Genomic DNA, 25,181 nt, shown 5'->3' on the forward strand with positions numbered 1-25,181 from the left:
GTCTACTTATAGATATTGTACCATTATTCTTTATCTCATTTCAATATCTATATCTACTATATTGATAATATAGCACCATTATACAACCTATATACATAAAAAAAATAAAGGCAGTCCGAAGACTGCCGATATTTATCTCTCTGTACCTTTGCTATGGTCTTTCTTATTTGACTTAGCTTTGTCATCTGTCTTAAAGCTTTTTATTTGCCCTAATATTGACTTTTTATCCTTGTATTGACTCTTTACTTGTTCTTTTGCTTTTAAGAGCTTAGAAGAAAAAATACGAACATTTTTATGTTCCTTCCCGTTGTTATCAATACTTGTTTTTACTTGACCAAATATTTTAACAAAATCTCCTTGTTTTAAGTTTTCCAAATCTTTTGTCTTATCTCCATAGGCTGAACAATTGGTATATACTTTATTCCCATCATCATCTTTTGAAACAATTGAAAAGTTACTTACTTTAAACTTTTCTCCATTAGCATTTTCTCTTTCAAGATTTTCTACTTTTCCAGCTATATTACCCACAAGATTTATAAGATCATCTTTTTCTTCAAGTTCATTGGTATTTTCAACAATCTTACCTTGTTCTTTCATATCATCAATCATATAGTCAAAGTCATCACTTAGTAGACCTGTTGTGTCATTGTTCATATATAAAACATAGACTTCTTCAAGTGCCTTTTCGTCAGTAACGCCTTTTTCTATGCTCACAAGTGCTTTTATAAAATCCTTGTAATTATCATTCATCATTTCTTCTAAGTTTTCTCTAATATCTTTGTATTCCATATTTTCCTCCTTGTACTAAATAAGGAGAGCCTTTCGCTCCCCTCTATCTTTCTTGTCCTTTTTCCCTTTTTTCTTGATTTTTATCTTTTTCTTCTTCTGATTTGAATTTTGATATTTGTCCTAATATTGATGGCTTCTCTTCCCTTGCGTGAAGATTATCCTCTACATCATAAGTTGATTCAAAGTAATCACTATCTTTAAAATCATTGTCATACCTATCTGGTATTCCATCATTGTCAAGATCTTTTGCTAGTGGATCATAGAAGTTTCCATCATCATCTATTTCTAAGCCTAAAGCTTGTTTTAAATCTTCTTCATCTACTGATACAAGATCATCAAAACTAGACATCTTTATGGCTTCAGTCATATCTTTAATAGCTTGTGAGTTAGATATATCTTCCTCTACAAAAGATTCTGTTCTAATGGCTACATTATCTACATACTGAGTCCATGTTTTTTCTTCCAAATTTACCTCATATTGAATCGTGTGCTTACCATCAGGTGTTTCTGTATAGGCAAGTCCTATATGGCTTAAATCAGGATATAGTTTGTCAAAGTCTTCATAGCTATTAGATTCTGAAAACTCATAGTTAGAATAATCAACTATCGCCCTCTTTAAATTTTCTAATAGTGGTGATTGGTTTTCTAATTCTTCTACTTCTCCCATATCTAAAAGTTTATTAATCTCAGCTAGTCTTAGTGTCTTATCCCTTAACTCATCAGCTTTTTCAAATGGTTTAGTTAATTCTAACTTGGCATTTTCTAAAGATTCTTTATAGTTTTCAAGGTTTTGATTTAATCTTTCAAGTCTTGAAGACATTTTTTCAATTGCATTATCAAGCCTTGTTATATTGCCATCAGTGGAGTTTGAAAACTCTCCAAAGTATTCTGCTTTTCCTAGGAGTTTAAAGGTGTGAGTATTAGTCATAAAGTTATATGAAACTTGTAAGTCTAAATTTCTATATTTACCAATAACCTTGCTATCATTTATCTTTACCTTTTTTATTTCTTCTAATAGCTTCTCTCCAGCCTCTTTCTTATCTAAAATTTTATTTTCTCCAAGACTGATTGAAGTAAATTTGCTATCTCCTTCTCCTAATTTTTCAATACTTGAAATATCTTCTTTAACTGCTTTTATTTCCATTTCAGTTTTTAAAATACTTTGAGGATAAATTTTATTTACCTTATCTTCAAGCTTATATTTATTAGACTTGTAGTTTGCTTCCAGCATTTTTAGTTTTGTAACTTCGTTATCTAAATCCATTTTTTCTTTAATTAGAGGATTGCCAGTAGCTAAAGCCTTAATTTCTGAATAAGATAGACTTGCTTCATCAACATCTTCTGCAACTCTTACTGGAGTTTTTGAAGTCATAATTTGAGAAATGAATTTTTGCTTATTCTCTATTGTCTGGTCGAGTAGGTCGGGGATATTACTATCCCTTTCCCCTCTAAGAACCGTGCATGAGAGTTTCCCCTCACACGGCTCAAGTTTTTATAAGCCCTAATTAAAGAGCCAGCGTGTTTTCTTCATCATTTATATGCAATTTTCTATGACACCAAGGGTGTACTAAAGTTTTAAGGGTAATGTTATTTTGAATTGTTTGATGTACTCTAAAGTCTGTATCAATAGTTATTTTCTCTCCACAAACAGGGCATATTCCATTTTGCGTTTTATACAGTCTATTTATAACTGTACGTCCTTTAAGTTCGTTTCGTATTTTTAACTCTTCTCTTTCTTCAAAGTATATTTGCCAATTTTCATCAAACGGATTTGCTTCAGCTTGTATCTTGGTAAATCTTTTAATATCAGTATCTGTAGCATATTTAAGACGAAGATAGTATTTCTCGCCATTTTCCATTCTGTCGCCAGTTGCTACACTGAAAGTCCAGATTCTATTTCCAATGGTATGGAAGTATTTCTTAGCTATCCATTTTCTACCTTTCTTTGGGTGTCTACGAACGCACCAGGTCCACAAGCTTTTATATATTTCATAATCAAGTTTTTCAAAGGCTTTAGATGAAACATTATATTTTTGATAGTTTACCCAACCTATAATGATTGGATTTAATTTTCTAATCAAAATTTCTTGTTTCATTGACGGATTATCTTTTATGATTCGTCTGATTTTATCGACAATAGCCTTGAAGTTCTTATCAGATGGTTTTGTAAGCAACTTATCTTTATACATCCTAATATTAACTCCAAGAAAATCAAAACCGTCATTTATGTGTGTTATGAGTGTCTTTTCCTCTGATAATTCTAAACCTCTTTCAGCCAAGAATTTTACAATGATTGGCTTTACACCATTTTCAAGCAATTCTGCACTTTCTCCTGTAACGATGAAATCATCTGCATATCTAACAAAGTTAACCTTTGGGAAATATGTTTTCTTATTTACTGTTCTTCTATGATGTTTCTCTTTGATTGCTTTTTCTAAACCATCTAATACCATATTGGAAATAATAGGTGATATTGGCGAGCCTTGGGGACTTCCTTTTTCTGTTGGAAATAGTTTTTGTTTTTCTATATATCCACACTCAAGCCAGAGTTTTAATAATTTCTTGTTCATTGGGATATTATTTAATATCCATTCATGACTTATATTATCAAAACAACCTTTTATATCTCCCTCAAGTACCCATTTTGCAGATTTCTTTTTATTAAGTGATGTAAAACACTGCTCGATAGCATCTTGTGTACATCTTTTTGCCCTAAATCCATAAGAATTAGGGTCAGCAGTAGTTTCTGCTATGGGTTCAAGTGCAAATTTATATAGGGTTTGCATTGCTCTATCTGTCATTGTAGGAATGCTGAGAGGTCTTTTCTTCCCATTTTTCTTTGGTATATACACTCTTTTAAGAGGCTTAGGTTTATATCCTCTTAAATTTAACTTTTCTATCGCCTTATACTTTGCCTGTGATGTTAGCCATAATTCACCATCAACACCACTTGTTTTCTTGCCTTGATTTTCAGTTACCCTCTTAATAGCCAAGGCTTTTGCATAAAATGAAGTTGTGAGTAAATGTTGTAAAGATTTTACCTTTCCATATTTACTCATTTTCCACGCTTTCACAATACGCATTTGTAGTTTTTTAACATAGCTTTCTGCTAGATAAAAGTCTATACTTTCCCAGTTTTTAGCTCTGTTAGTAGTAGCACACATTTTACTGTTCATTTGCTTTCTCCTTTCAAAAATTCTACAAGTTCTCTTGTGATTAAAAACCAAATGGAAGTCTGCACTCTTTCAAGTTAGGGCAAATTTTGAACCCCTATCCATCTCATTACAAGATGGCATTCGCTTTTTCCATTCTCCTTTACCTGCACCATTATCAGCATTTCTTACGATTTGCCTTGCCTTATGGCAATAGTACAGGCTTACCATGTTTCACTTAATTAACATTGATAACTTAGGCTCTACCTCTCTGCCGGTAGTCTTTTTGTCCGTGTAATCTCACTATGGAAAGGATTATCCGACTACACACCATTTTGGTTCAGGCTTATCAGCAACTTTAGCCTGTTCGCCTTAACGACATTTATCAGTAGTTCACATATGTTAGCCATATTATCAAGCCTCGCTCCCTAACCACTTTGTTGCTAGTAGTTTCGGTATTACCTCACGGTTTTACCTCAAGTAGGGCTACTTTAATATCGGCTTACCACACCTAAGTGCAGTCGATACTCGGCTCAACTAACGGAATAGTTGGTTTGGTCATTTTGCCAAACAGTTAAATTAAGCGACTTCATGTCGCACCCATAAATAAGAATCAAAAGTATTTTCTGTTACATATCTAAAAATATTTACCTTATCATTTTCATTACCTTGACGAACAATTCTACCACTTCTTTGCTCTAGGTCAGACGGTCTCCATGGGACGTCTAAATCGTGTAAGGCTATTAGTTTGTTTTGTACATTAGTACCTGCTCCCATTTTTTGAGTAGATCCTAATAATACTCTTACTTCTCCTCTTCTTACCTTTGAGAACAATTCATCTTTTTGTTTGTCTGTATCTGCCTCGTGAATAAAGGCTATTTCTTCTTTAGGTATTCCCATATTCACTAGCTTATTTCTAATATCATCATAGATATTAAATTCTCCATCTCCTTTTGGTGTCGACATATCTGAAAACACTAATTGGGTCGATGAATTTTCTTTTGTCTTATCCCAGATCGAAAAGATATTTTTTACACATACATTCACCTTTGAATTAGGATCATCTGGAAGTAGTGGGTTTATTAATCTTTGGTCAAGGGCAAGTTTTTTACCATCATTTGTAATCTTTAACATATTATCTTCTGTTGGCTCTACTTGATTATTTCTAACTGCGTCAGCTCTTTCTGAAATAGCTTCTAATATTTCTTTTTGTTCCTCAGTAGGTTTTGTTTTAATAACTTCAAAATTTGCTTCAGGAACTGGCAAATTCAACATATCTGAGGTCTTTATATCTGCTACTTCTTTAAACATAGACATCAATTCTGGCAAGTTATAAAACTTTGAAAATCTTGTCTTTTGCCTATATCCTGTGCCTTCTGGAGATAATTCAAAGGTGTTTTCTGTCTCCCCAAAAGTAGAAGCCCAAGCGTCAAAATGTTCTAATCCTCTTGCCTTTAAATCGTCATACTGAAGGTATCTTTGCATAGTATAAAGCTCTGTCATTGAATTTGATATTGGTGTACCAGTAGCAAATACAACTCCCTTACCATCTGTCATTTCATCCATATACCTGCATTTCATATACATATCTGAAGACTTAAAGGCTTCACTTTGACCAATACCAGCAACATTTCTCATCTTAGTATGCAAGAATAGGTTTTTGTAATTATGAGCTTCGTCTATAAATAACTTATCTACTCCTAGTTCTTCAAAGGTTATTACATCATCTTTTTTAAAGTCATCATTTAGTTTTTCAAGTCTTACCAAGAGTTTCTTCTTTGTCTTTTCTAGTTGTTTTACTGTAAAATTTTCTCCTCTATTTCTTTTATTCTCATCAATAAAGGAAACTATATCATCTATTTGGTCTTGTATATGCCTTACCTGGTACTCCTTAGACATTGGTATTTTTTCAAATTGAGAGTGTCCTATGATGACTGCATCATATTCTCCCGTTGCAATCCTACCAATAAATCTTTTCCTGTTTTTTGGTTGAAAATCTTTTTTATCGGCTACCATAATATTTGCTGACGGATATAACTGCATAAACTCTCTACCAATTTGAGTTGTTAGATGGTTAGGAACTACAAATAATGACTTACTTGCAAGTCCTAACTTTTTAGATTCCATTGCAGAAGCTACCATTTCAAAAGTTTTTCCTGCTCCTACTACATGGGCAAGTAGTGTATTTCCGCCATAAAGAGTCCTTGCTATGGCGTTTTTCTGATGTTCTCGTAGTCTGATTTCAGTATTCATTCCATCAAAAGTTAAGTTAGAACCATCAAATTCTCTATTTCTAATTGAATTGAATTTTTCATTATAAATCTTTTCTAGCCTATATCTTCTATCAGGATCTTCAAATATCCAATTCTTAAATTCTTCTTTAATCAGTTCTTGCTTTTGACTTGCAAGCATAGTTTCTTTTTTATTTAATACAGAAGTCTTAGAACCATCATCATTTATTACTTGGTCAAATACCTTCGTATCTTTTAGATTAAGGGCATTTTCAATTAGCTTATAGGCATTTACCCTACTTGTACCATAAGTCATGTTAGCAAGGTCATTAGTCGAGTCAACACTTTTACCTTCAATATTCCATTCACTCGTATGTGGTGAGAACCTAACATTTATATTCCACCTATCATAACCTGGTGTTTTTAAAAGATTAAAAGTAAAGTCTTCTATATCTTTCTGAGGTATCCAAGTTGCTCCTAACCTTACATTTATATCAGAAGCAGTAAGTTCATCAGGCATAACTTCTTGTAATTTTTCTCTTTGATATTTGAGTTTGCCTAACTCGTTTAATAGTGTATCTTTCTTTTCAGAAGGTGCTAAATCTATTACATTTTCAATTTCTCCGATACATGAATTGAGGTATCCAATCTTTTCTCTGATATTACCACTTAAATATTCATCAGCCGATACATATGAAAAATGAAATGGATCGTCATTGTCAAAGTTCTCAAAGGGCATTCTGTTATTTATTAGGTCTGTATCCTTAATATCTAAAAATATCTCGCCCTCAAGCTCACCAATTAAGGTGTTCCTATCTTTACTTGTGATAGATTCCATATATTCAAAATCTACATATCCTTTTTGTGAAACTGATAAGACTAAAGCTTCAAGGGAAGTGTCTACATGGTCTACTACTTTTGCCTTTGTGATTGTTCTTTTTGAGAATATATCACTCTTAGCTTTGAAATTATCCTCATCATCAAGTATTTCTATTGATGATACCAAAGGAAAGTTTGAGTCTTCCTTTAAGGCTCTAGTGTTTGATAAGGAGTTAATAAAGCCATGTTTCTTTGAAAAGTTATCATAGACTTCATTTAACTTTGCTTGTGATTCTTTTATTTCCTCGTCAGAAAAATCGTCCTTTTGTTTTTCTATTACATCTTTTAAGGCATTCATAACATCAAGATAATCTTTTATCTTTTCTTTGTTTTTATCTGATATATTCTGCTTAATTAAGACTGAGTTTTCTCTTAGGTAGACCTCTTCATCAATAATGGTGTAGGAAAAGTTCTTAACATCGTCGGTCGCTGGAAGACTTAATTCTTCATCTTCCAATAGTTCGACCTCTTCATATTTTGAATTTGAAGATATTTCCTTACTTGCAAGATCCATTAAATCTTTTAGATTTTCGTCTTCTCTTTCATCACAAGTGATAGTATTTCCAAATCTTCCAGATACTTCTTTCATATCCCCTAATACCATTTGAGGATTATCTACAAAATATTTATTATAGGTCAAACCTTTTTTATCAGTTGATAGGTGTATCCAATCATCATCTCTTTCTATAACTGAATCTCTCTTTTTTAAGAAAATAATATCTGAAGTAACTTCTGTACCAGCAAGTCCTTTAAATGTTGTATTAGGTAGCCTCATAGCTCCTAAAAACTCACATCTTGCATTAATATATTTTCTAACAGATTCATCTTTTTTATCCATAGTTCCAGATGATGTTATGAAGGCAATAATTCCTCCATTCCTAACCTTATCTATTGACTTTGCAAAAAAATAATCGTGAATCAGAAAGTTATTTCTGTTATATTCACGATCGTTAACTTTAAAATCTCCAAAGGGAACATTTCCTATAACTAAATCGAAAAAGTTATTTGAGAAGTTTGTTTCTTCAAATCCTTTAATTTGAATATTAGCTTCAGGATAAAGTTCTCTTGCTATTCTTCCGCTTAGACTATCTTTTTCTACTCCATAGACTTTAGACGATTGTATTTCACTTGGCATATTACCAATGAAATTACCGACTCCTGCAGACGGTTCGAGGATATTCCCAGTCTTAAATCCCATATCTGTTAGAGTCTTATATATTCCATCCATTACCTCTCTAGGTGTATAAAACGATGTTAGAGTAGACTCTTTAGCATTTAAATACTCTTCATTTGTTAGATTTTCCTTTAAAATATTCCTTGCTTCAAGCCATTGACCTCCCTTTTCTTCATCAAAGACATCGGCAAGACCACCCCAACCTAGATAATCAGCGAGATAGGCTTGTTCATACTCTCTTGGACTCCTATTTTCATTTTCAAGTCTTTTTAGCATTTTAATAGCTTTGATATTTTTATCTAGTCTTTCTGATGGTGTTAGGTATTCTGAGTAGATATGATTTTTTAAGTCATAATTTCTAGCAAAACTTAGTCTTTCCTTATTAGGTTCATAGCCTAGATTCTTTAAATCTTCTTTACCCCTCAATAAATTTTCGGCTGCTTCTCTTGGGATATCATACCTATCCATCATTTGGTCAATTTCAGGATTGTGGTTATCAATAAAGCTTTCTTGCTCTACTTGTCTTTCAATTTGTTTTTCATGCTCGGATAATTTGTATATCTCGTAATTTCCACTACCTAAAAGGTCATCAATCTTTCTACTTTCTTCAAATGTTTCACCTTTATATAAAGGATATTCTTCCCCATTAATTTCTACTTTAGTTCCAGTTTCAATTAAGTTAATTCCACGAAAAGCATTCTCATCTTCTAAAATAAATTCTTTTCCAACTTTTACTGCTAGTTTTTCTGATGTTTGACTTAGATTTTCAAAGATTTCTTCAAGGTATGAATCGTTTCTATATGGAATTACTTCCGAACCCCTAATCATACCTCCCATATATTCCATATTGTCTCTGATAGTGACAGTTTTAAGTCCTCCACTTAGTTCATCAAAATCTGTAATGGTAAAGTCCTTATCTTTATATCTAACCTGATCGCCTATCTTAAATTTAGGCTCTATCTTTTCCTTAATTTCTTCTTGTAGAAATTTTTCCTCACTTAGTGCAACTTGTTCTTCTAAATATGAAAATTCACGCTCATTTACTTCTTTACCATCACCAAGGTCAATCCTATAGTGTTCGATAACTTCGCCGTCTACATAGTGGTCAAAATAGAATTTGAAATATCCGATATAATCATCAGTCATTTCTCCAAATTCATTTTCTCCATGAGTTTGATTATGGTCTTTAACATCAATATCCTTTTGTCTTAGGACATTTATTAATTCTTTGGTTACTATCTGCCCACTATAATCTGGAACTAATTCGTGGTTTTCATTAAATTCTACAATCCAGTAGTCTTTTCTATTTTCAATGTTTTTGCCATCAAAAAAAGAAGCTTCATCAGCTTCCTTTTCTTGGCTTATTTCCTTTTCTACACTTCCACGTATTCCTTGATTGCTATTCTCTTCACTGTTGTTATCAAGTTGTTCATCTGTCCTTGGTATTCTTCTGGATTCTCCCTCATAATCTTCTCTGTCAATCCTTGTTCTTTCATCATTTTGACTTTCTCTCTCTTGATAAAGTCCACTGCCTGATTCTGAATTTCTTTCAGATGGTTCAAAAGTGTTTTCTCCTCGTACATTTCCTGAAGTTTCTTCCAGTTCTCCATGTCCTCGCTCCCTACTAGGTAAGACAGTCTTAGAACTGCGTATGTCGGATTCGGATATCTCTCCATAAATTCCAGATCCTTCTCCATCATGTCCAAGGTTTTCTCTTCGATCTTCATCGCTATTTCCTCTGTCGCTTCCATCTGTGAAAACTCGTCCATCTCTACTTCTTGACCTATCATCTCGTCTATATAAATCATTTTGACCTCCTCTATCTTCATTTGTATTTTCTATATCTCTATTATAGTCGGCAGCTACCCTTTCTGTCAGCAGCCTAGCACGATCTACTTCCTTAGATTTTTCTATTGTGCTATCTATAATATCTTTGCTAACCCTTGATATTACAAGACCTATCTGCTCTAAAGAAATTGTATTAATCCTCGAAAAGTTATTTTTTAAATTTTCCATATCCATAGGGTAGACTGTATTAAACCTATTAGCTACTGCATAGGATATTGAATCTCTCATAAACTTTTCAAAGCTAAGTCTATCCTCTGTATCTATCCTTAAATCAGCAAGAACCAAGTTAATATATTCATCTCCATAAATTCGGCTTAAAGAAAATATATTTTCATTAAGTGAATCACTCGCTTCAAATGAAGAAGCATTTATTATTTCTTTTAAAGCCTCATTATGGTTTTCGTGGTCAAACTGCCATAAGCTAACCTCATTAATATTCCTATCCATTGATGTGGTCTGACTAATATCAAAGATGTATGAAACTCTTTGATTTACATCATTTCCAACTAAAATCGGAATACCCTTTTGACCTCTCATAACAACTCTTCCAAAATATTTCTTCCACATATCAAAAGTCGCACAAGCTCTAGCTTCAGGTTCTTTGTTATATATACTCAATTGACTAGAAAAATCATATTTCTGATTATTGCCTATAACTTTTAAGAGTTTTAAATATTCTTTTTCATCTTGCAAAACTTCATACTTAATTGCTTCTTGTATATTCTTAAAATCATTTACTTGCATTTTCTACCTCCTTTTTAGAGTAATAAAAAAGACGATAGATTTTTGTTTATCTACCGACTTTTTATTGTATATTATTACTTGTGTTATTTATCATATTTTTTTAGATCATACGCACACAATTGCCTTCTATATTCTGTTTTTGTCTTATCTTCTTCACTCAACGACTTAAAATAATTTTCTGCATCTTCCAAAGTTACATTACCTTTTAAAATTTGATAAGCTATTAAATTAGGTTTTAAACTGATTCCTATCGTCTCACTCTTTAAAATTTCTCTAATTGTATTCGGAGTTTCCTTTAAATTTTTCTTTTCCATCATTGTTTTTTCTAAAACTCTCATCTTTTCTCTTTGTTTTTCTTTAAGATCTTCTGTGCGTTTAATGTTTTTATTTATTTTTGAAAAACCAAAAATAGGAAAAAATTGTTGAGATTGAATTGTTAGTTTATCTATAACTTCAAGCAACTGAAAGTTTTCTTCTTCAATTATTTTAAAATAATTTTTCATAATCTCGCTTGTATTTTGAAATGAATATTTTATTGTATTAACAGATCCCACAGCTATAACTTTTTCTGAATTTTTTAAAGAGTCTAAATCATCAGTTATACTAACTTTTATATCTCCACCTGATTTTATATCTCTAAAAACATTTTGAACTTTCCTTATATCCATTGCAGATACTGGCAATTGTAAGTTTGCTAAGGTTTTATATATTAAAGTAAAATTATCAGTCTTTATTTTATTTATCTTTATTGTTGGAATTCCTTGGATATCTATATCATGATCTACTACTTGAGTATTATCAGAATCTTTCTCATGTTCTACTAATAAAAAATTCCTTCTGACTTTTTCCGCTTCATCTGAATTTGGATCAACATAAGTAAAAATGGTTTTTAATATACTCTTGATATTATTGTCACTTATACTATAACCCATAAATATTATTGGATTATGCATAAATAAAGATAGAAGTTGAGCTCTTATTAATTCATATTTTTCGTTAAATTTATTATAGTCTTGATTGGTAATTATTATTTTATCAGGTTGAGTAACACATCCATGAATTTTATATATAGATCCATATGGGTCACTTAATAAAATATCATTACCTATTAATGGTTTAAATCCAAATATATCTTCGAGCATAACGTCATAATTTGTAGTTATAATAGAGCTGATATTCTTTCTTGATTTTTTAAATTCATTTAATTCATCAATGTTTTTATAATCAAGTTCATTAAGGATCTTAGATATATAAATTTTAAATCTACTTATGTTTCTACCTTTATCCATCAATTCATAAAATTCATCATTTATATATTTAAATTTCCCATTTCTATCATTCATCACATCCTCATCGAATCTTTTTTGTAAATCCGATGCTATTAAGTCATATTTATATCCATATTCATCATGATACTTTGATTTTATATCATAAAAAAATTCATCGCTGTTAGTTAAATCAAAAGAAATTCTTTTTAATAAGGCATCCCAGCTAAATGAATTTTCTAAATACCTTAAACTCATGCCAGTACCAATAAAAAGAACTGGATGATTTTTAAATTTTGAAATAAATTTTCTAATATCCATCGTTATGTCCTTTCTATTATTTATTATATCATCTTTAGTATATTAATTACACTAACCTACATTAACACTTTAGTAATTGCCATTAAAACATCAACCACAATAGAATTGCCGGCCTGCTTATATAGTTTGCTTGAGGTGCAATTTTTTCTTCTTGGATGTACTTCTTCTAGTTTGTCTATATCTCTATTATCAAAACCCATGAGTCTTAGACATTCTCTTTCTGTTAAATACCTATATTTACCATTTCCAATATCTATTATTCCAGAATTGGGTACTCTCATCTGTTTTGTAGAAATAGTATAAGAAAAATCTTTAATCACTTTGAGTCGCCCTCTAAAACTGTTATCTATGCCTTTATTTAAAAATTTCAGCATATAAGGTTGGGTCATAGTATAAAGTTCACTTACATCTTTTTCTAAAAATTCACTTAGTGGTCTTGTTTCTTTCCTCTCCAATTTATTAAAAGAAAAGCTATTTGCTCCAAGACATGAAACAACAAATATCCTTTCTCTTTTTTGAGGTATCCCAAAGTCCATTGCATTTAAAATTTCATACTTACTCTCATATCCAAGGTTCTCTAGCTCCTTTAGATAAATAAAAAAGGAGTCCCTCATATTTCTATCAAGGACTCCCTTTACATTTTCCCAAATTATCCATTTAGGTTTTTCTTTCATTTCTTTTATTATTCTAATTGTTTCAAATAGTAAGCTTGATCTAGTTCCAGAATTCTTTGCTCCTCCTTGCTTTTTCCCTATTCTTGAAAAGTCTTGGCAAGGACTTCCATGCATAATTAAGTCTATCTTTTCATTAGGAGCTTTATATCCTACTACTGATTTTGGCTTATAGTCTTCTCCATAAAGTGCATTGTATGATTTAACACAAGCCTTATCTATTTCTACATAATCAACAACTTCATAAGGTATTTTCAAATTAATAAAAGCCTTTCTAATAGCACCTATGCCACCGAAAAGCTCTAATATTTTTACCTTATTCATTTAGATTATTCTTGTACCTATCTACAAGCTCCCTTATACTATCTTCTATTTCTCTTAAAAAGTCTTCTTTATCTACTTTTCCAGAGCTAATCTTTGCAAGTTTCATTTCCCATTCAGATGTCGTTTCTGCAGACTTAAACTTATCTTCTACAATTGATACAAGTCTATTGCCTTTTTCTGTTACAAGTAGATTTTTCTTATCTCTTCTTATGAGATCCTTATGGATAAGATTTTCGATAATTCCTGCTCTTGTAGCTGGTGTTCCTAAGCCTTTTCTTTCCACTTCTATTTCTTTATCCAGGGATTCTACTCCTGCACTCTCCATAGCCTTTAAAAGTGTATTTTCATTATAATGACTTGGAGCTTTGGTAAATTTCTCCGATATATTTTTAGAAGTTAGCTTAATTTTATCTCCAGTCTTTACATCTGGTAATTCATTTTCTTGTCTTTCCTTTCCATAAGGCTTTAGATACTTGGTATAACCTTCATCGATTATAGTCTTTCCACTTGCATTGAAGTTAAATTTATCATATTCATATCTGATTTTTCTACTAGATTCCTTTAAGTTATCCGAACATGAAGCAAGTAATTTATTCTTAACTAAATTATAGATTTTGCTTTCTTTATCAGATAAATCTTTAGATTTTCCAATTCCAGATATAGTAGGAATAATTGCATAGTGGTCTGTAACCTTAGATGAATCAAAAATAGACTTAAAATTTGATTCATTAACCTTAAAATCTTCTTCAAGTCCTTCTAATAATTCTTTCATAGTATTAACCATATCATCGGTTAAGTACCTACTATCTGTTCTTGGATATGTGATTAGCTTTTTTTCATACAAAGCTTGTGCTAGATTTAAAGTATCATTTGCTGAATACCCAAAATATTTATTTGCTTCTCTTTGTAAGGTAGTGAGATCATAAGGTTTATCTGGTTTTGTGCTTACTTCTTTGTCTTCTACCTCTGTAATAACTATTTCATCTTCTAGCAGATTTAATAGTTGTTCTGCAACTTCAATTTTATCAATTCTATCTGATACTAGCTTCAATCCTTTATAAGATAGGTCAACTGTATAATATTTTTGCTTCTTAAATAGGTTTATTTCACTATCCCTCTTAGCTATTAAATATAGAGTTGGTGTTTGTACTCTACCAACTGAATATGTTTCCTTGTAAATGCAAGAATAAAGCCTACTTAAATTCATTCCTACAAGCCAATCTGCAATAGCTCTTGCACTTGCTGATCTATATAGGTCTTCAAAGTTTTCTCCGTCTTTAAGATTTCTAAAGCCATCTTCAATAGCCTTGTTTTCCATTGAAGATATCCAAAGCCTTTGAATCTTCTTCTTACATTTAGCTTGATTATATACAAGCCTAAAAATAAGCTCTCCCTCTCTACCAGCATCACAAGCATTTATAACTGTATCGATGTTCTTATTGTTTAAAAGTTTCTTTAAAACCCCATATTGTTTCTTAGTGTTTTTAGATACTTCATAAATATATTCTTCTGGAATTATAGGAAGAGTTTCTATTGTCCACTTCTTCCATTTTTCGTCTATCTTATCTGGACTTGCCATTTGAATTAAATGACCTACACACCAAGAAACAATGTATCCATTCCCCTCATAATATCCGTTTTTTCTTGTTCTTGCTCCAATTACTTTTGCAATTGTAACTGCTACACTTGGCTTTTCTGCTATTACTAATTTCATTAATACCTCCATAAATAAAAAAAAGAGCGAAAGATTTCTCTCTCGCTCAAAGTATTTCTCCCGAAGATTATATTATTTTCGGGAAAATTCTACTTATTAATTTCTTTTTCTAGTTCTTTAAGAACTTTTATAATCTCTTCAAAGTTTGGATAGTCTCCATAAATCATTTCTGACATAGCCTTATAATCTTTTTCTATTTCAGGGAATCGAAACTCTCTTGGAACTAACTTTAATCTACCATTTAGTGCTTCTTCATACTTTGCCCACTTCCTAGGATAAAATTTCATTTTAAATTCAGTCACTTTCTTTAGTAATTCTTTATCCTCTAAGGCTTTGTTTTTAAAATCTGAATTTGCAATTTTATATAGGTCATAAAAGTGTCTTGCATACCTATGTGGCATAGGAGAAGATTCTGGTCTATTCGCTTCATGATGAAGTATAGTTGCTTTTTCCCAAAAAGTCCTCTCTGCTGATACTGTTCTTATATTAGTTTTTTCTTTAAATACATTTGCATATGTTTCACTAATTATTGGTAATATTTCAACATCAATTGCAGGTGTCCATGCTGCAAGGCTTCCTATTTCGAGTCTTATATTTTGTGTCAAATAATTAGATTCAAAGATTTTAGGATATTTACATAGAATTGTTTGTGGGTCTATTGTATCTATGGAAAATTCAAAATCAAAATCCTTTAAATCTTCTTCTAAAACTTTTAAAAATTCATCTTTTAAAAATATTTCTGTCTTTTCATTAACTTTTTTGTTGAATTTATCTTGCTTGGTATTTGATCTTTCTATCCATGGTTCTTTTTCTTCATATCCTAATACTCGCCAATCTAAAATTAGATCTATATCTTCAGAAAATCTTTCAATGAGTCTAAAGCATTTTGAAAGTGATGTTCCACCTTTAAAGGTAAAATATTCTTTCCATTTATTTTCATTAAATAGATAGTCTAAGATAAAAGTAACCCAATAGTCTTTTTCAATGACTGCTTCAGATATATTTTTCTTTCTGGCTGTATTTACTATTAAAACTCTTAAGTCTTCTTTGTTTTCTATATAAAACTTATTCATTTTTGCCCTCACAAATTTCTCTTATTACTTCATATATCCATGATGGAACTGATTTTGACTCATTCATTAAGTCTGTTCTTTCTTTTTCACTTAAGTTTTCTCTTATCTTTTGTATAACTTCACTAGTTATATTTTCTTTACCTAAAGACTTAATTGCTTGAATAACTGTTGCGGTCTTTAGGGACATATTAGCAATCTCTCCTGGATTTACTTTTTTAAATTCTAAAACCGTATCCCCAATTTTATATTCCTTATATCTTCCACTAGATATATATTTATAGTGAGTCGGAACTTGTGTGGATAGTCCCAACAAATTTAAGGCTGTGCTATTATATGGTGCAATATTCCAATTGTATTTTCTTGCTATGGCAAGTGCTAACTCGTGAATTGATACTGCTTCGTACTCTCCAATTAATTCGCTATATCTTGGATTGTAATAAAAGCCATCGATGACACGCTTGATTTTATCTTCATCTGCTAATCTTTTTAATATTTGTCTAACTGTAGCATTAGATGCAATATCTAAAAAGTCATTTGCAAAAAATACTTTATGTGAATCAAAACTATTTATTTTATCTGATATTATTTCCATATATGAACTCATTACAATTCTCCTTTGTCACGGATATTGTATCATATTCGTGACAAAAGTTCAATTGTACTTAAGTTTAATATCCTTATAATAGTTCATCATCTTCATCTAAAGATTCTTCATGACTTTCTTAATTGTCAGATTCATCTTCTGACTCACTAATATAATCCTCATCATCTTCTTCAAAGTCTTCCAACATTTTATCTTCCTTAGCTTTGACTACCTTAAAGTAATATCCTGCTCCTATAACTCCTCCAATTACAAGTGCAACAATTAGAAATGATCCTATCCCGCTTTTCTTTTCTTCTTTTACTGGAACAGTCTTAGGTTCTTCTTTTTTTTACTTCTTCTTTCTTAGGCTCATTAACCTTTATAGTGTTTTTATCTTCTGATTCAATCATATTAAGTAGGTCTTGCTCTCCTACTTCTGTCAATAGCCTTACATTATCTTGATTTGATGAGTGATCTACTATTAGGTGCATAGTTTTTCCACTTTTGGTTTGAAATGTTAAAAATTGTCTTACATCAACTGGATTTTCTTTATCTTTTTCTGTATCTCCACTTGGTGTAATATCTTTTCCATTCTTATCTACATTTTCAATTACTGAACCTCTTGCCTTATTTTCCTGTGTTGCTAGACTATTTACTGCCTTTGTATTACCACCTTTTACAAGTGGTGTTTTCTTAGGAGGATTATTTGAAGGATTATTTGAAGACTTGTTTGCTTCTCTTGTATTTCCTGGTATTTTTGGAACATCTTGATAAGGTATTTCTTCTTTTGATGGTGTAAAAACATCATCTTTCAACATTTTCTCAAATTCTTCTTTTTGTGGTTCATAGATTGATTCGTTTTGACTTTCAATTTGTCCTTCATTTGTCATCGCAAATGTAGTTGCTGGTACTGTAAATGTAAAAAGGAGTAACGCTATGGCTACTCCTCGTTTAATACTCTTATTCATTTTTCTATCCTTTCTTATTTTACATTTTTAAATACATAGACTGCTTTTCTAGCATTGTCCCATTCTATTGTTTGGTTTTTGCCATCTTTAATATCTCCATGACTTGCTCCAAAAGCTTTAGCAATATTTGAAATTGAAGCATGAATTCTTCCATTTATAATCACTGGCTTAACATCTGAATTGTAGACCTTTCCATCTGAATCTTTCATAACACCAGTATCAATATTTAGTCTTAATGTCTTTTTTGCTAGGATATTATTCTCTTTATTTGAGAAAATAGCTTCACGAGTAGAGTTGTCATACTCAACATTAAAACCTAGAGTATAAGCAATATATCTTACTGGAATCATAGTTCTTCCTTGGTCTACATAAGTTTTTACATCCATATATACTGTTGTCTTACCATCTTTGTTGATAATGTTATAAAAGTTTTTGTCTACTTGGAAAACTGCAAATTCTTTTTCATCTTTAACTTGTTTTTTGTCCTGTTTTTCTTCTTGCTTTTTCATCTTGTTAAGATCAAATTGATTTAGGATATTCTTATCATCAGCTTTCAAAATTTCGTCCCACTTTTTATCTTGAGATTTATTATCTTCTTTCTTATCTTTGTTTTCTTTTTGGAGTTTTAGAAGTTCATCTAATTTCTTAGATAAGTCTTGGTTTAGATTTTTGTCTTTTTCATCTTTAACTTGTTTTTCAAGTTCTTCTTTCGCTTTTTTATTTGCTTCCTCGATTAACTTCTTTGCTTCTTCAATTTTCTTATCTAATTCTTCTTTTAGCTTTTTAATTTCTTCTTCAGAAGCTTTTTGTTTTTCTTCTAGTTCTTTAATTTTTTCTTCTAATTCTTTTTTAGTATTTTCAGAAGATTCTTTTAAACTATCAATAGCCTTTTGAAGCTCTTCAATTTTCTTAAAGCATTCTGACTTAGAATTTTCTGTCTCTTTCTTTTTATTCTCTAATTCTTTTATCTTAGTATCTTTTTCTTCAAGAACTTTTTCTAAGTCCTTAATTCTATTATTTTTATCCTCAATTTCTTTAGTCTTCTTTGAAAGTTCCTCTTCTAAAGACTCGAGCTTTTCTTGCATTTCTTTGACTTTATTTTCGTTTTTATCGGTCTTTTCTTTCTCAGCTTCTAACTCCCATTTTGTAGATGAATAATCTTCTTTTAGTTTTGCATTTTCATCTTGTAATCTTTTTAATTCATCTTTAAGTTGAGTAATTTCTGCTATTAGTTCATCATTATTGGAGTTTCTAAGATTCTCAATTTCTTTATTCAATTGAACAATCTTATTATCTTTATCTCTAATCTTTTCTTCTAATTTAGCCTTTTCTTGTTTCAGATTCTCTCCATTATCTTTGCAAGATTCTAACTTTTCCTTTAATTCATCTATCTTTGATTGGTCTTCTTGTTTCTTATCATTTAAGTCTTTGATCTGATTTTCTAAATCACTAATTTTACTTATAGAACTTTCTATCACTTTTTTACTACCATCTGTATCATCAGCTTTAGCTAGTACATTAGTAGTTGAGGTTGATGTTAAAACTAATAAAAGAGCCATAAAAAAGGCTCTTAGTCTGTTCGTATTAAATTTCTTCATTATGAATGTTCTCCTTTTCTTTTAATTTTTCTTCTCTTTTTCTATCATTAATTTTCTCCATTAATTCTTCCAAACTAATATTGTTCCTCCTAAGAGTTACAATTATTTCTTCATTTTCAACTTGTATTTCTTCATCGCAAATTTCCTTGTATTTTGCATTTAAATCTTTCAATTTATCTTCTATTTTTTTCTTTTTGTTCCTGATACTTATAAGTTTTCTGTTCACATAATATCTCCCTTCTATCTTGGTCTTCCAAAACCATAAAAGTGTGATTTCCAATATTTTGAATTTATTGATGTGTATTGAATTGGATCTCCTGCGTGAATCATCATTCCGTTACCTGCGTATATTCCTACGTGAGATATTGGTGTTCCACTGTTATATGTTGAATGGAAAAATATAATATCTCCAGGTTGAGCTTCACTTGGACTTACTGGATTACAATAGTCTTTGTATATTCTCCATGCAGTTGTTCTTGGCATACTCTTTACACCAGACTTTGTAAATGACCAACATACAAAACCTGAACAGTCAAAGTTAGATGGTCCACTTGCTCCAAACACATATCTTTTGCCTATATGTTTTTCTGCTTCATTAAAAAGAGCCTTTGCAGTGGCTGAATCAAAAGCAAGACCAGGATTTCCAAAGTTTGGATTATCTACTATTTCTCCTAAGTCCCCATTACCTGATCCAAAAACATCTCCCATATTCCCCTTAGCTTCAAGAAGAGCTTCATAATGAACTACATTATCTGGATAATCTTTAAATATTTCCCTAACAACTTCATCCATTTCTTTTTTCTTTAAAGTTACAATTAACTTTTTATATTCGTACTCTTCTTTTTCATAGCTAGTATAAGGATTGCCACGACTATCATATCTAGTTCTTGCTACTGTTCTTGTTCTAATTTCAATTTCTTCCTTAAAATCAAGCTTATACATCTTGTCAAAAAGCTCTTTTAAAATTCCTTTTACTTCAGTTGCTGATTTTACTTCTCCACATCTTGAAGTTATATAGGATAAAAGTTCATGGGTATTATGACCAATTTCTCCTTCTTTATTTATGATATATTCGTCATATCCAGGATGACTTGTTTTTACACTTTCTATTTGTGATTGTAGATCATATTCCATTGATGAAAATTCTTGATTAACTTCACTTAGAACTGTATCTTGTGATAAGTATGTTGTTGTCATTACTGAGTTTACAGAGTTACTTAACCCGCTCATACCAACACTTCCACCACAAATCATGATTGATAGCATAAGACCTAGTCCTATTACTAGAAATAGAACCATTTTACTTTTTCTTACGATTAGCTCTTTAGAAGCCTTACCTAAACTTAAAATAGCTTTTTTAACCCTATCTACAAGTCTTGTTTCGTGTTTTTTAGCTATCATGCTCTTCATTTGCTTTCTCTGGTAAAACTTCTTAAATCTATTTTTCTTTATATAGGCGTCTGACTTTTTTAAATCTTCCAAGCCACTTTTAAACTCCAACTTGCTTTTTCTCTTTCTTATTTTCTTATCTAGTTTAGATAGCTTTTTTAAGGACTTTTTCTTTTTGTCTAACTTATACTTCCTTATTCCATGCTGGAGTTTAGAGCTTACATTAGCGGCCTTTTCTCCAGATTCTACACCAGTATTATCAGACCCTGAACTTAGATAATCTCTCACTAACTCTGATGACTTAGCTCCAGATAATAAAACCCCAGAAGATAGACTTCCTTTAGTTTTATTCTTTAAGATATTATCCTTTAGCTTACTTTTAGACTTTTCAAGCTCTCCAATCTTTTTATCTGAGATAAAGTCTTTAACATCTTGTGCTTTCTTAGAATCTTTCGTTGTAACTTTCTTAGATTCATTTTTTAAGTCATCAATTTTCTTTCGGGTGAATTTATCACTTTCATAATTTTTTCTCTTGTAGTAGGTCTTCTTTTTATTAACTTTCTTTTGTTCTGAAGGTTTAAGGCTTGTTTCCTTTTCATCTTTTATAAATTCTTGATTATTTTCTTTAACCTTCGAATTATCAAAAGTTTTATCTGCATCAACTTCGTTTAGCTTATTTTCTTTATCTATCTCTTTAGAAATTTTTTCCTTATCTCTAAAATTCTTTTCTTGATAAAGTTTCTGCTTTTGCTTTTTATCGATATTAGCATTACTCTCATTATTGCTTACTTCATCTTTAACAAGCTTATCTTTTTTATATACTCTCTTGCTTTTCCTTGCTTCGATAGGTTTATCTTCGCTTGTGTGGATTCTCTTAGACTCTCTCTCGTTGATTTTGTCTTGGAATTTATCCTTACTATGGATAAGTTTATTCTCGTAATTTTTGAGAACTTGTCTTTTACTTGATGGCTTCTTATTGCTTATTACTTCAGAGTTCGCTGAAATATCATCTGTTGTTAGTTTATCAGGATTAATATTTCTACTATTTTCACTATCAAAATTTACTTTTTTGAAGTCACATCTAAGTCTTCATCAAGTTTAAAGCTTTCATCTGTCCTTATTTCAAGATTAGCTTGTTTTGTTTCTCCAGCCTTATCCTTATTATCTAAAACTTCTTTTCTAATTCTTTCCTTGTTTTTAGCCTTCTGAAAATCTTTTAGTTTATCTTGTTTTTGATCTTTTGCTAATACATTCTCGTGAATAAGTTTAGATTCTTTTTCTGAAATTTTATCTCCGAACCTATCCTTAGTCTTAATAATCTTATTGGTATAATCATCTGAATGAACAAGTTTACTATCCATGTTTTTTTCAGGAGCGTCCCTATTTCGTATAATTTTCTTTTTAAAATCTTTTTTTAGTTTTTTATCCATATCACACCTACTTAGCTTCTTCTGGTTTTGTTGTCATTAGCTTATATAGCATGGTGTCTTTAGGGAATTTGTCTATAAATGGAACAATGGTATTTCCGAAGAATAAGAGTCCCTCACCTGCGTTTGAATTAGTAATATAGTTTAACTGATAAGGCGATATTTTTAATTTCTTAGCAAGAATATCTCTATCTCCAGATGCTTGATTTAACATTAGAACAAAGTCTGTATTGTCAAAGATATTTTCAATTTCCTGACTTGTTAAAAGGTCTTTTACGTTTTGAGTTATACCTGTTGGAATACCTCCCCATTTTCTAAATCTTTTCCAGATTTCTACTGAATATGAAGCAGTTTGTGGGTCTTTTAATAAAAGGTGGAACTCATCTATATAGTATCTTGTAGACTTGCTTCCTCTATTAAGGGAAACCTTGTTCCAAACCTGGTCTTGAATTACAAGCATACCTATTTTTTTAAGTTGTGTTCCTAGCTCTTTTATATCAAAACAGAGCAATTGCCTATTTAGATCAACATTTGACCTATTATTAAATACATTAAGACTTCCCTTAACATAAATTTCCATTTCTGTTGCTAGTTTTCTGCCAACTCCCTCTTCTTGGGATAGGAGCATATCGTATAAATCTCCTAATATAGGCATATTTTCTGGTTTGGGGTCTTCAAAATATTTTTGGTATATCTTTGGTAAACACCTATCTATAACAGATTTTTCTGCAGCAGTAAGACCAGATCCTCCTACTACAAGTTCAAGCATAGACATTATGAAGTTCGCCTTATCCTTTAAAGGTGCGTCCCCATCTCCATAGTTCATATTAATATCTAATGGATTTAGATAGTCCTTTGATTTTGCCGAAACTTTAATAACTTCTCCATTAAATTGTTTTACAAGGTTTGAATACTCGCCTTCAGGATCACAAATAATTACATCATCATCTGTGACAAGAATTGCATTTGCCATCTCTCTTTTTGCCGAGAAAGATTTACCAGAACCTGGTGTTCCTAATATTAGTCCGTTAGGGTTCTTTAGTTTCTTCCTATCTGCCATAATCAAGTTTTGGCTAAGGGCATTTAATCCATAGTACAAAGAATTTGCCGAATCAATAAATAGCTCTTCTGTTGTAAAAGGCATAAAAACTGCCGTTGATGATGAAGTTAAAAATCTTTTTATTTCGACTTGGTTAACTCCTAGAGGTAGGACAGAAACAAGTCCTTGCTCTTGTTGGTGAGATAATCTTTTTACCTGACAATTATGTCTGTTAGCAATTGATGAGATTTGAGCAATAGTGTTTTCTAACTTTTGATTAGTCCTAGAAAAATTCATCATTACTATGGTAACTACAAAGAGCCTTTCATCTCTATTCTGTAAGTCAGATAACATGGACTTAACATCAGCCCCAAAAGTATTTATATCTGAAGGGATAATATCCATATCATATCCTGCTCGAACTGCTTTCTTTTGTTCTTCAATTTTCATTCTATCTAGATCTGTATTTTTTCTCTTAATGAGTTTAATAGCTTCTGCTTGTTCAACTACATCTATATGAAAAGCTACATAAATATTGTCATCAATATCTAAAAACTCAGATAACATTCTGTCTGATAACTCGCTTGCAAGTATTTGAAAATGACTTACTGCTCCAATGAATTTCCCAAATTTAAAATTATTTGCTGGTGCAAAATTAAAGATATTGGGAGTTATATGTGACTTTGTAGACTCTTTCTTCTTCAAATCCTTATATGAAAAATCAAAGTTTTTGTCTGGATTTAACATATCATGAACGAGTCTTAGTCTTTCTTCGCCATCAAGGCTCTCTGCTCTTACTCCCATAGATTTAAAGTTAGATAAAATATCCACTTCAAGTCTATTTAACTTTGCTCTTGCTTGCTCTAGGTTATCAGCTTCTGTGGTAAAGGTTATATACTTCATCTTTTTAAGTCCGTTATTTCCCTTTGCAAGTTGAAGCTTTAACATCTCCCTAAACTCTTTTCTTACATCGTCATAGAAGTCTCCCTTATCAGCAATTTTAATTGCATCTTGTAGGTCTCTATTTCTTCCTAATTGATTTACATATGAAAGTTCAATGTGGACACTTGGATCAAAAGAATTTAAAAAGTTGGCAAATTGGTTAAAGATTAAATCTCTATCTTCTTCCAATGCCAACTGGTAATTTATATCTTGAAATGAAATTGTCTTTGAATAATTTTTTTCATCTAACTGGCAAATGCCCTCTGGTAACATTCTTATATATGGAATTGTATCCTCAACAGTAAATCTCTTTTTCTCTTTCTTTAAAAGTACACTTCGAAGACTATTTGTTGGATCTTTCTTTGTTTTTAGCCTTCTTACTTCCTTTCGGTCTTTTTTTAATTGTTTTTCCCTTAGATTTAAGTCGCTGATTTGCTTTTTTCTTTGCTTCAAGGTATGCCTCCTTTCTTATTCTCTTAGCTGGTTGATAAAATTTATGAAGATAGAAAAATTTAAAATATTTTTCAAAAGTTAAGGTGTCTTTTTCATATAAGGTTATAAAAAAGATTGGCAGGGTTACCATTAGCATTACAATAATAGAAACATCATTAGGTAGATATTTCTTCATAAATATATAAGTTGGTATGCCAATTATTCCTGCCACAGAAAAACCTATAAGTTGTCTTTTGGTTAAGTTAAAGGCAACCTTTGTTTTAATCTTATCCAAATCTTTTGGTATTGGTACATACGCCATTTTAATCTCCCTTTACTTCTTCTTTGGAAAGTTCAAGTATATGGTCATAATTAGATGTTGTTTCTTCTTCTAGGTAGCTAATTCTTTCTTCTAATTCTTCTTGTTTTTCTTCATTTCTGTCATTGTATTCTCCTTGATACATAACAAATTCATTGTGACATCTTCCGAGTCTATTTATTCTCCTCTTCAAGTTTCTAATTTCTTCATTTCTTCTTTTCTCTTTTAAGATCTCATAAGTTCCTCCCAATAAAATTCCAAATCCCAATAAAGCACAATTTTTCTTTTTTAACATTTAT

The 25,181-nt window shown here is 31.0% G+C and carries 13 protein-coding genes and 3 pseudogenes; all 16 read right to left on the reverse strand.

The window, feature by feature from the left end:
• Positions 1–132 precede the first annotated feature (132 nt).
• The 16 genes and pseudogenes from I6I93_RS01830 to I6I93_RS01905 all read right to left on the reverse strand — a co-directional run bounded on the left by I6I93_RS01830 (position 133) and on the right by I6I93_RS01905 (position 25,177).
• Positions 133–789, reverse strand: coding sequence for a DNA-binding protein (locus I6I93_RS01830; protein ID WP_112890523.1), 657 nt, complete (start codon positions 787–789; stop codon positions 133–135).
• Positions 790–832: 43 nt separating this feature from the next.
• Positions 833–2,161 carry a helicase gene (locus tag I6I93_RS01835; protein ID WP_112890524.1) on the reverse strand — a complete coding sequence of 443 codons (1,329 nt, stop codon included), beginning with the start codon at positions 2,159–2,161 and terminating at the stop codon, positions 833–835.
• 133 nt (positions 2,162–2,294) lie between these two features.
• Positions 2,295–3,965 (reverse strand): group II intron reverse transcriptase/maturase, encoded by a 1,671-nt coding sequence (gene ltrA / locus I6I93_RS01840; RefSeq protein WP_112890525.1) that lies wholly within the window; start codon positions 3,963–3,965, stop codon positions 2,295–2,297.
• Positions 3,966–4,541: 576 nt separating this feature from the next.
• Positions 4,542–8,546, reverse strand: a pseudogene (locus I6I93_RS09450) (helicase-related protein); the annotation flags it as partial.
• A 2,354-nt stretch (positions 8,547–10,900) separates the two neighbouring features.
• Positions 10,901–12,403 (reverse strand): SIR2 family protein, encoded by a 1,503-nt coding sequence (locus I6I93_RS01850; RefSeq protein ID WP_019132807.1) that lies wholly within the window; start codon positions 12,401–12,403, stop codon positions 10,901–10,903.
• Positions 12,404–12,459: 56 nt separating this feature from the next.
• Positions 12,460–13,398 (reverse strand): DNA cytosine methyltransferase, encoded by a 939-nt coding sequence (locus I6I93_RS01855; RefSeq protein ID WP_112890527.1) that lies wholly within the window; start codon positions 13,396–13,398, stop codon positions 12,460–12,462.
• Positions 13,391–15,112 carry a DNA topoisomerase 3 gene (locus I6I93_RS01860; protein WP_112890528.1) on the reverse strand — a complete coding sequence of 574 codons (1,722 nt, stop codon included), beginning with the start codon at positions 15,110–15,112 and terminating at the stop codon, positions 13,391–13,393. Before I6I93_RS01860 ends, I6I93_RS01855 begins: the two co-directional genes overlap by 8 nt.
• Before the next feature lie 89 nt (positions 15,113–15,201).
• Positions 15,202–16,185: a nucleotidyl transferase AbiEii/AbiGii toxin family protein gene (locus tag I6I93_RS01865; RefSeq protein WP_112890529.1), complete on the reverse strand. Its 984-nt coding sequence runs from the start codon at positions 16,183–16,185 to the stop codon at positions 15,202–15,204.
• Positions 16,178–16,789, reverse strand: coding sequence for a DUF6088 family protein (locus tag I6I93_RS01870; protein WP_050152885.1), 612 nt, complete (start codon positions 16,787–16,789; stop codon positions 16,178–16,180). Before I6I93_RS01870 ends, I6I93_RS01865 begins: the two co-directional genes overlap by 8 nt.
• Positions 16,790–16,907: 118 nt before the next feature.
• Positions 16,908–17,736 (reverse strand): annotated as a pseudogene (locus I6I93_RS01875) (CD1107 family mobile element protein).
• Between the two features lie 14 nt (positions 17,737–17,750).
• Positions 17,751–19,334: a stalk domain-containing protein gene (locus I6I93_RS01880; protein ID WP_112890530.1), complete on the reverse strand. Its 1,584-nt coding sequence runs from the start codon at positions 19,332–19,334 to the stop codon at positions 17,751–17,753.
• Positions 19,321–19,560, reverse strand: a complete 240-nt coding sequence (locus I6I93_RS01885) for a hypothetical protein (protein WP_002839226.1) — start codon at positions 19,558–19,560, stop codon at positions 19,321–19,323. The genes I6I93_RS01880 and I6I93_RS01885 overlap by 14 nt, the downstream gene beginning before the upstream one ends.
• Positions 19,561–19,574: 14 nt before the next feature.
• Positions 19,575–22,153 (reverse strand): annotated as a pseudogene (locus I6I93_RS01890) (CD1108 family mobile element protein).
• Between the two features lie 7 nt (positions 22,154–22,160).
• The gene (locus I6I93_RS01895) at positions 22,161–24,584 is read right to left on the reverse strand and encodes a VirB4-like conjugal transfer ATPase, CD1110 family (protein WP_112890531.1); all 2,424 of its coding nucleotides are present in this window, start codon (positions 24,582–24,584) and stop codon (positions 22,161–22,163) included.
• Positions 24,475–24,885: a PrgI family protein gene (locus tag I6I93_RS01900; RefSeq protein WP_112890532.1), complete on the reverse strand. Its 411-nt coding sequence runs from the start codon at positions 24,883–24,885 to the stop codon at positions 24,475–24,477. The genes I6I93_RS01895 and I6I93_RS01900 overlap by 110 nt, the downstream gene beginning before the upstream one ends.
• Position 24,886: 1 nt before the next feature.
• The gene (locus I6I93_RS01905; RefSeq protein WP_112890533.1) at positions 24,887–25,177 is read right to left on the reverse strand and encodes a hypothetical protein; all 291 of its coding nucleotides are present in this window, start codon (positions 25,175–25,177) and stop codon (positions 24,887–24,889) included.
• Positions 25,178–25,181: the final 4 nt, after the last annotated feature.

It is taken from the genome of Peptoniphilus harei (assembly GCF_016726485.1).
Classification (GTDB): Bacteria; Bacillota; Clostridia; order Tissierellales; family Peptoniphilaceae; genus Peptoniphilus_A; species Peptoniphilus_A harei.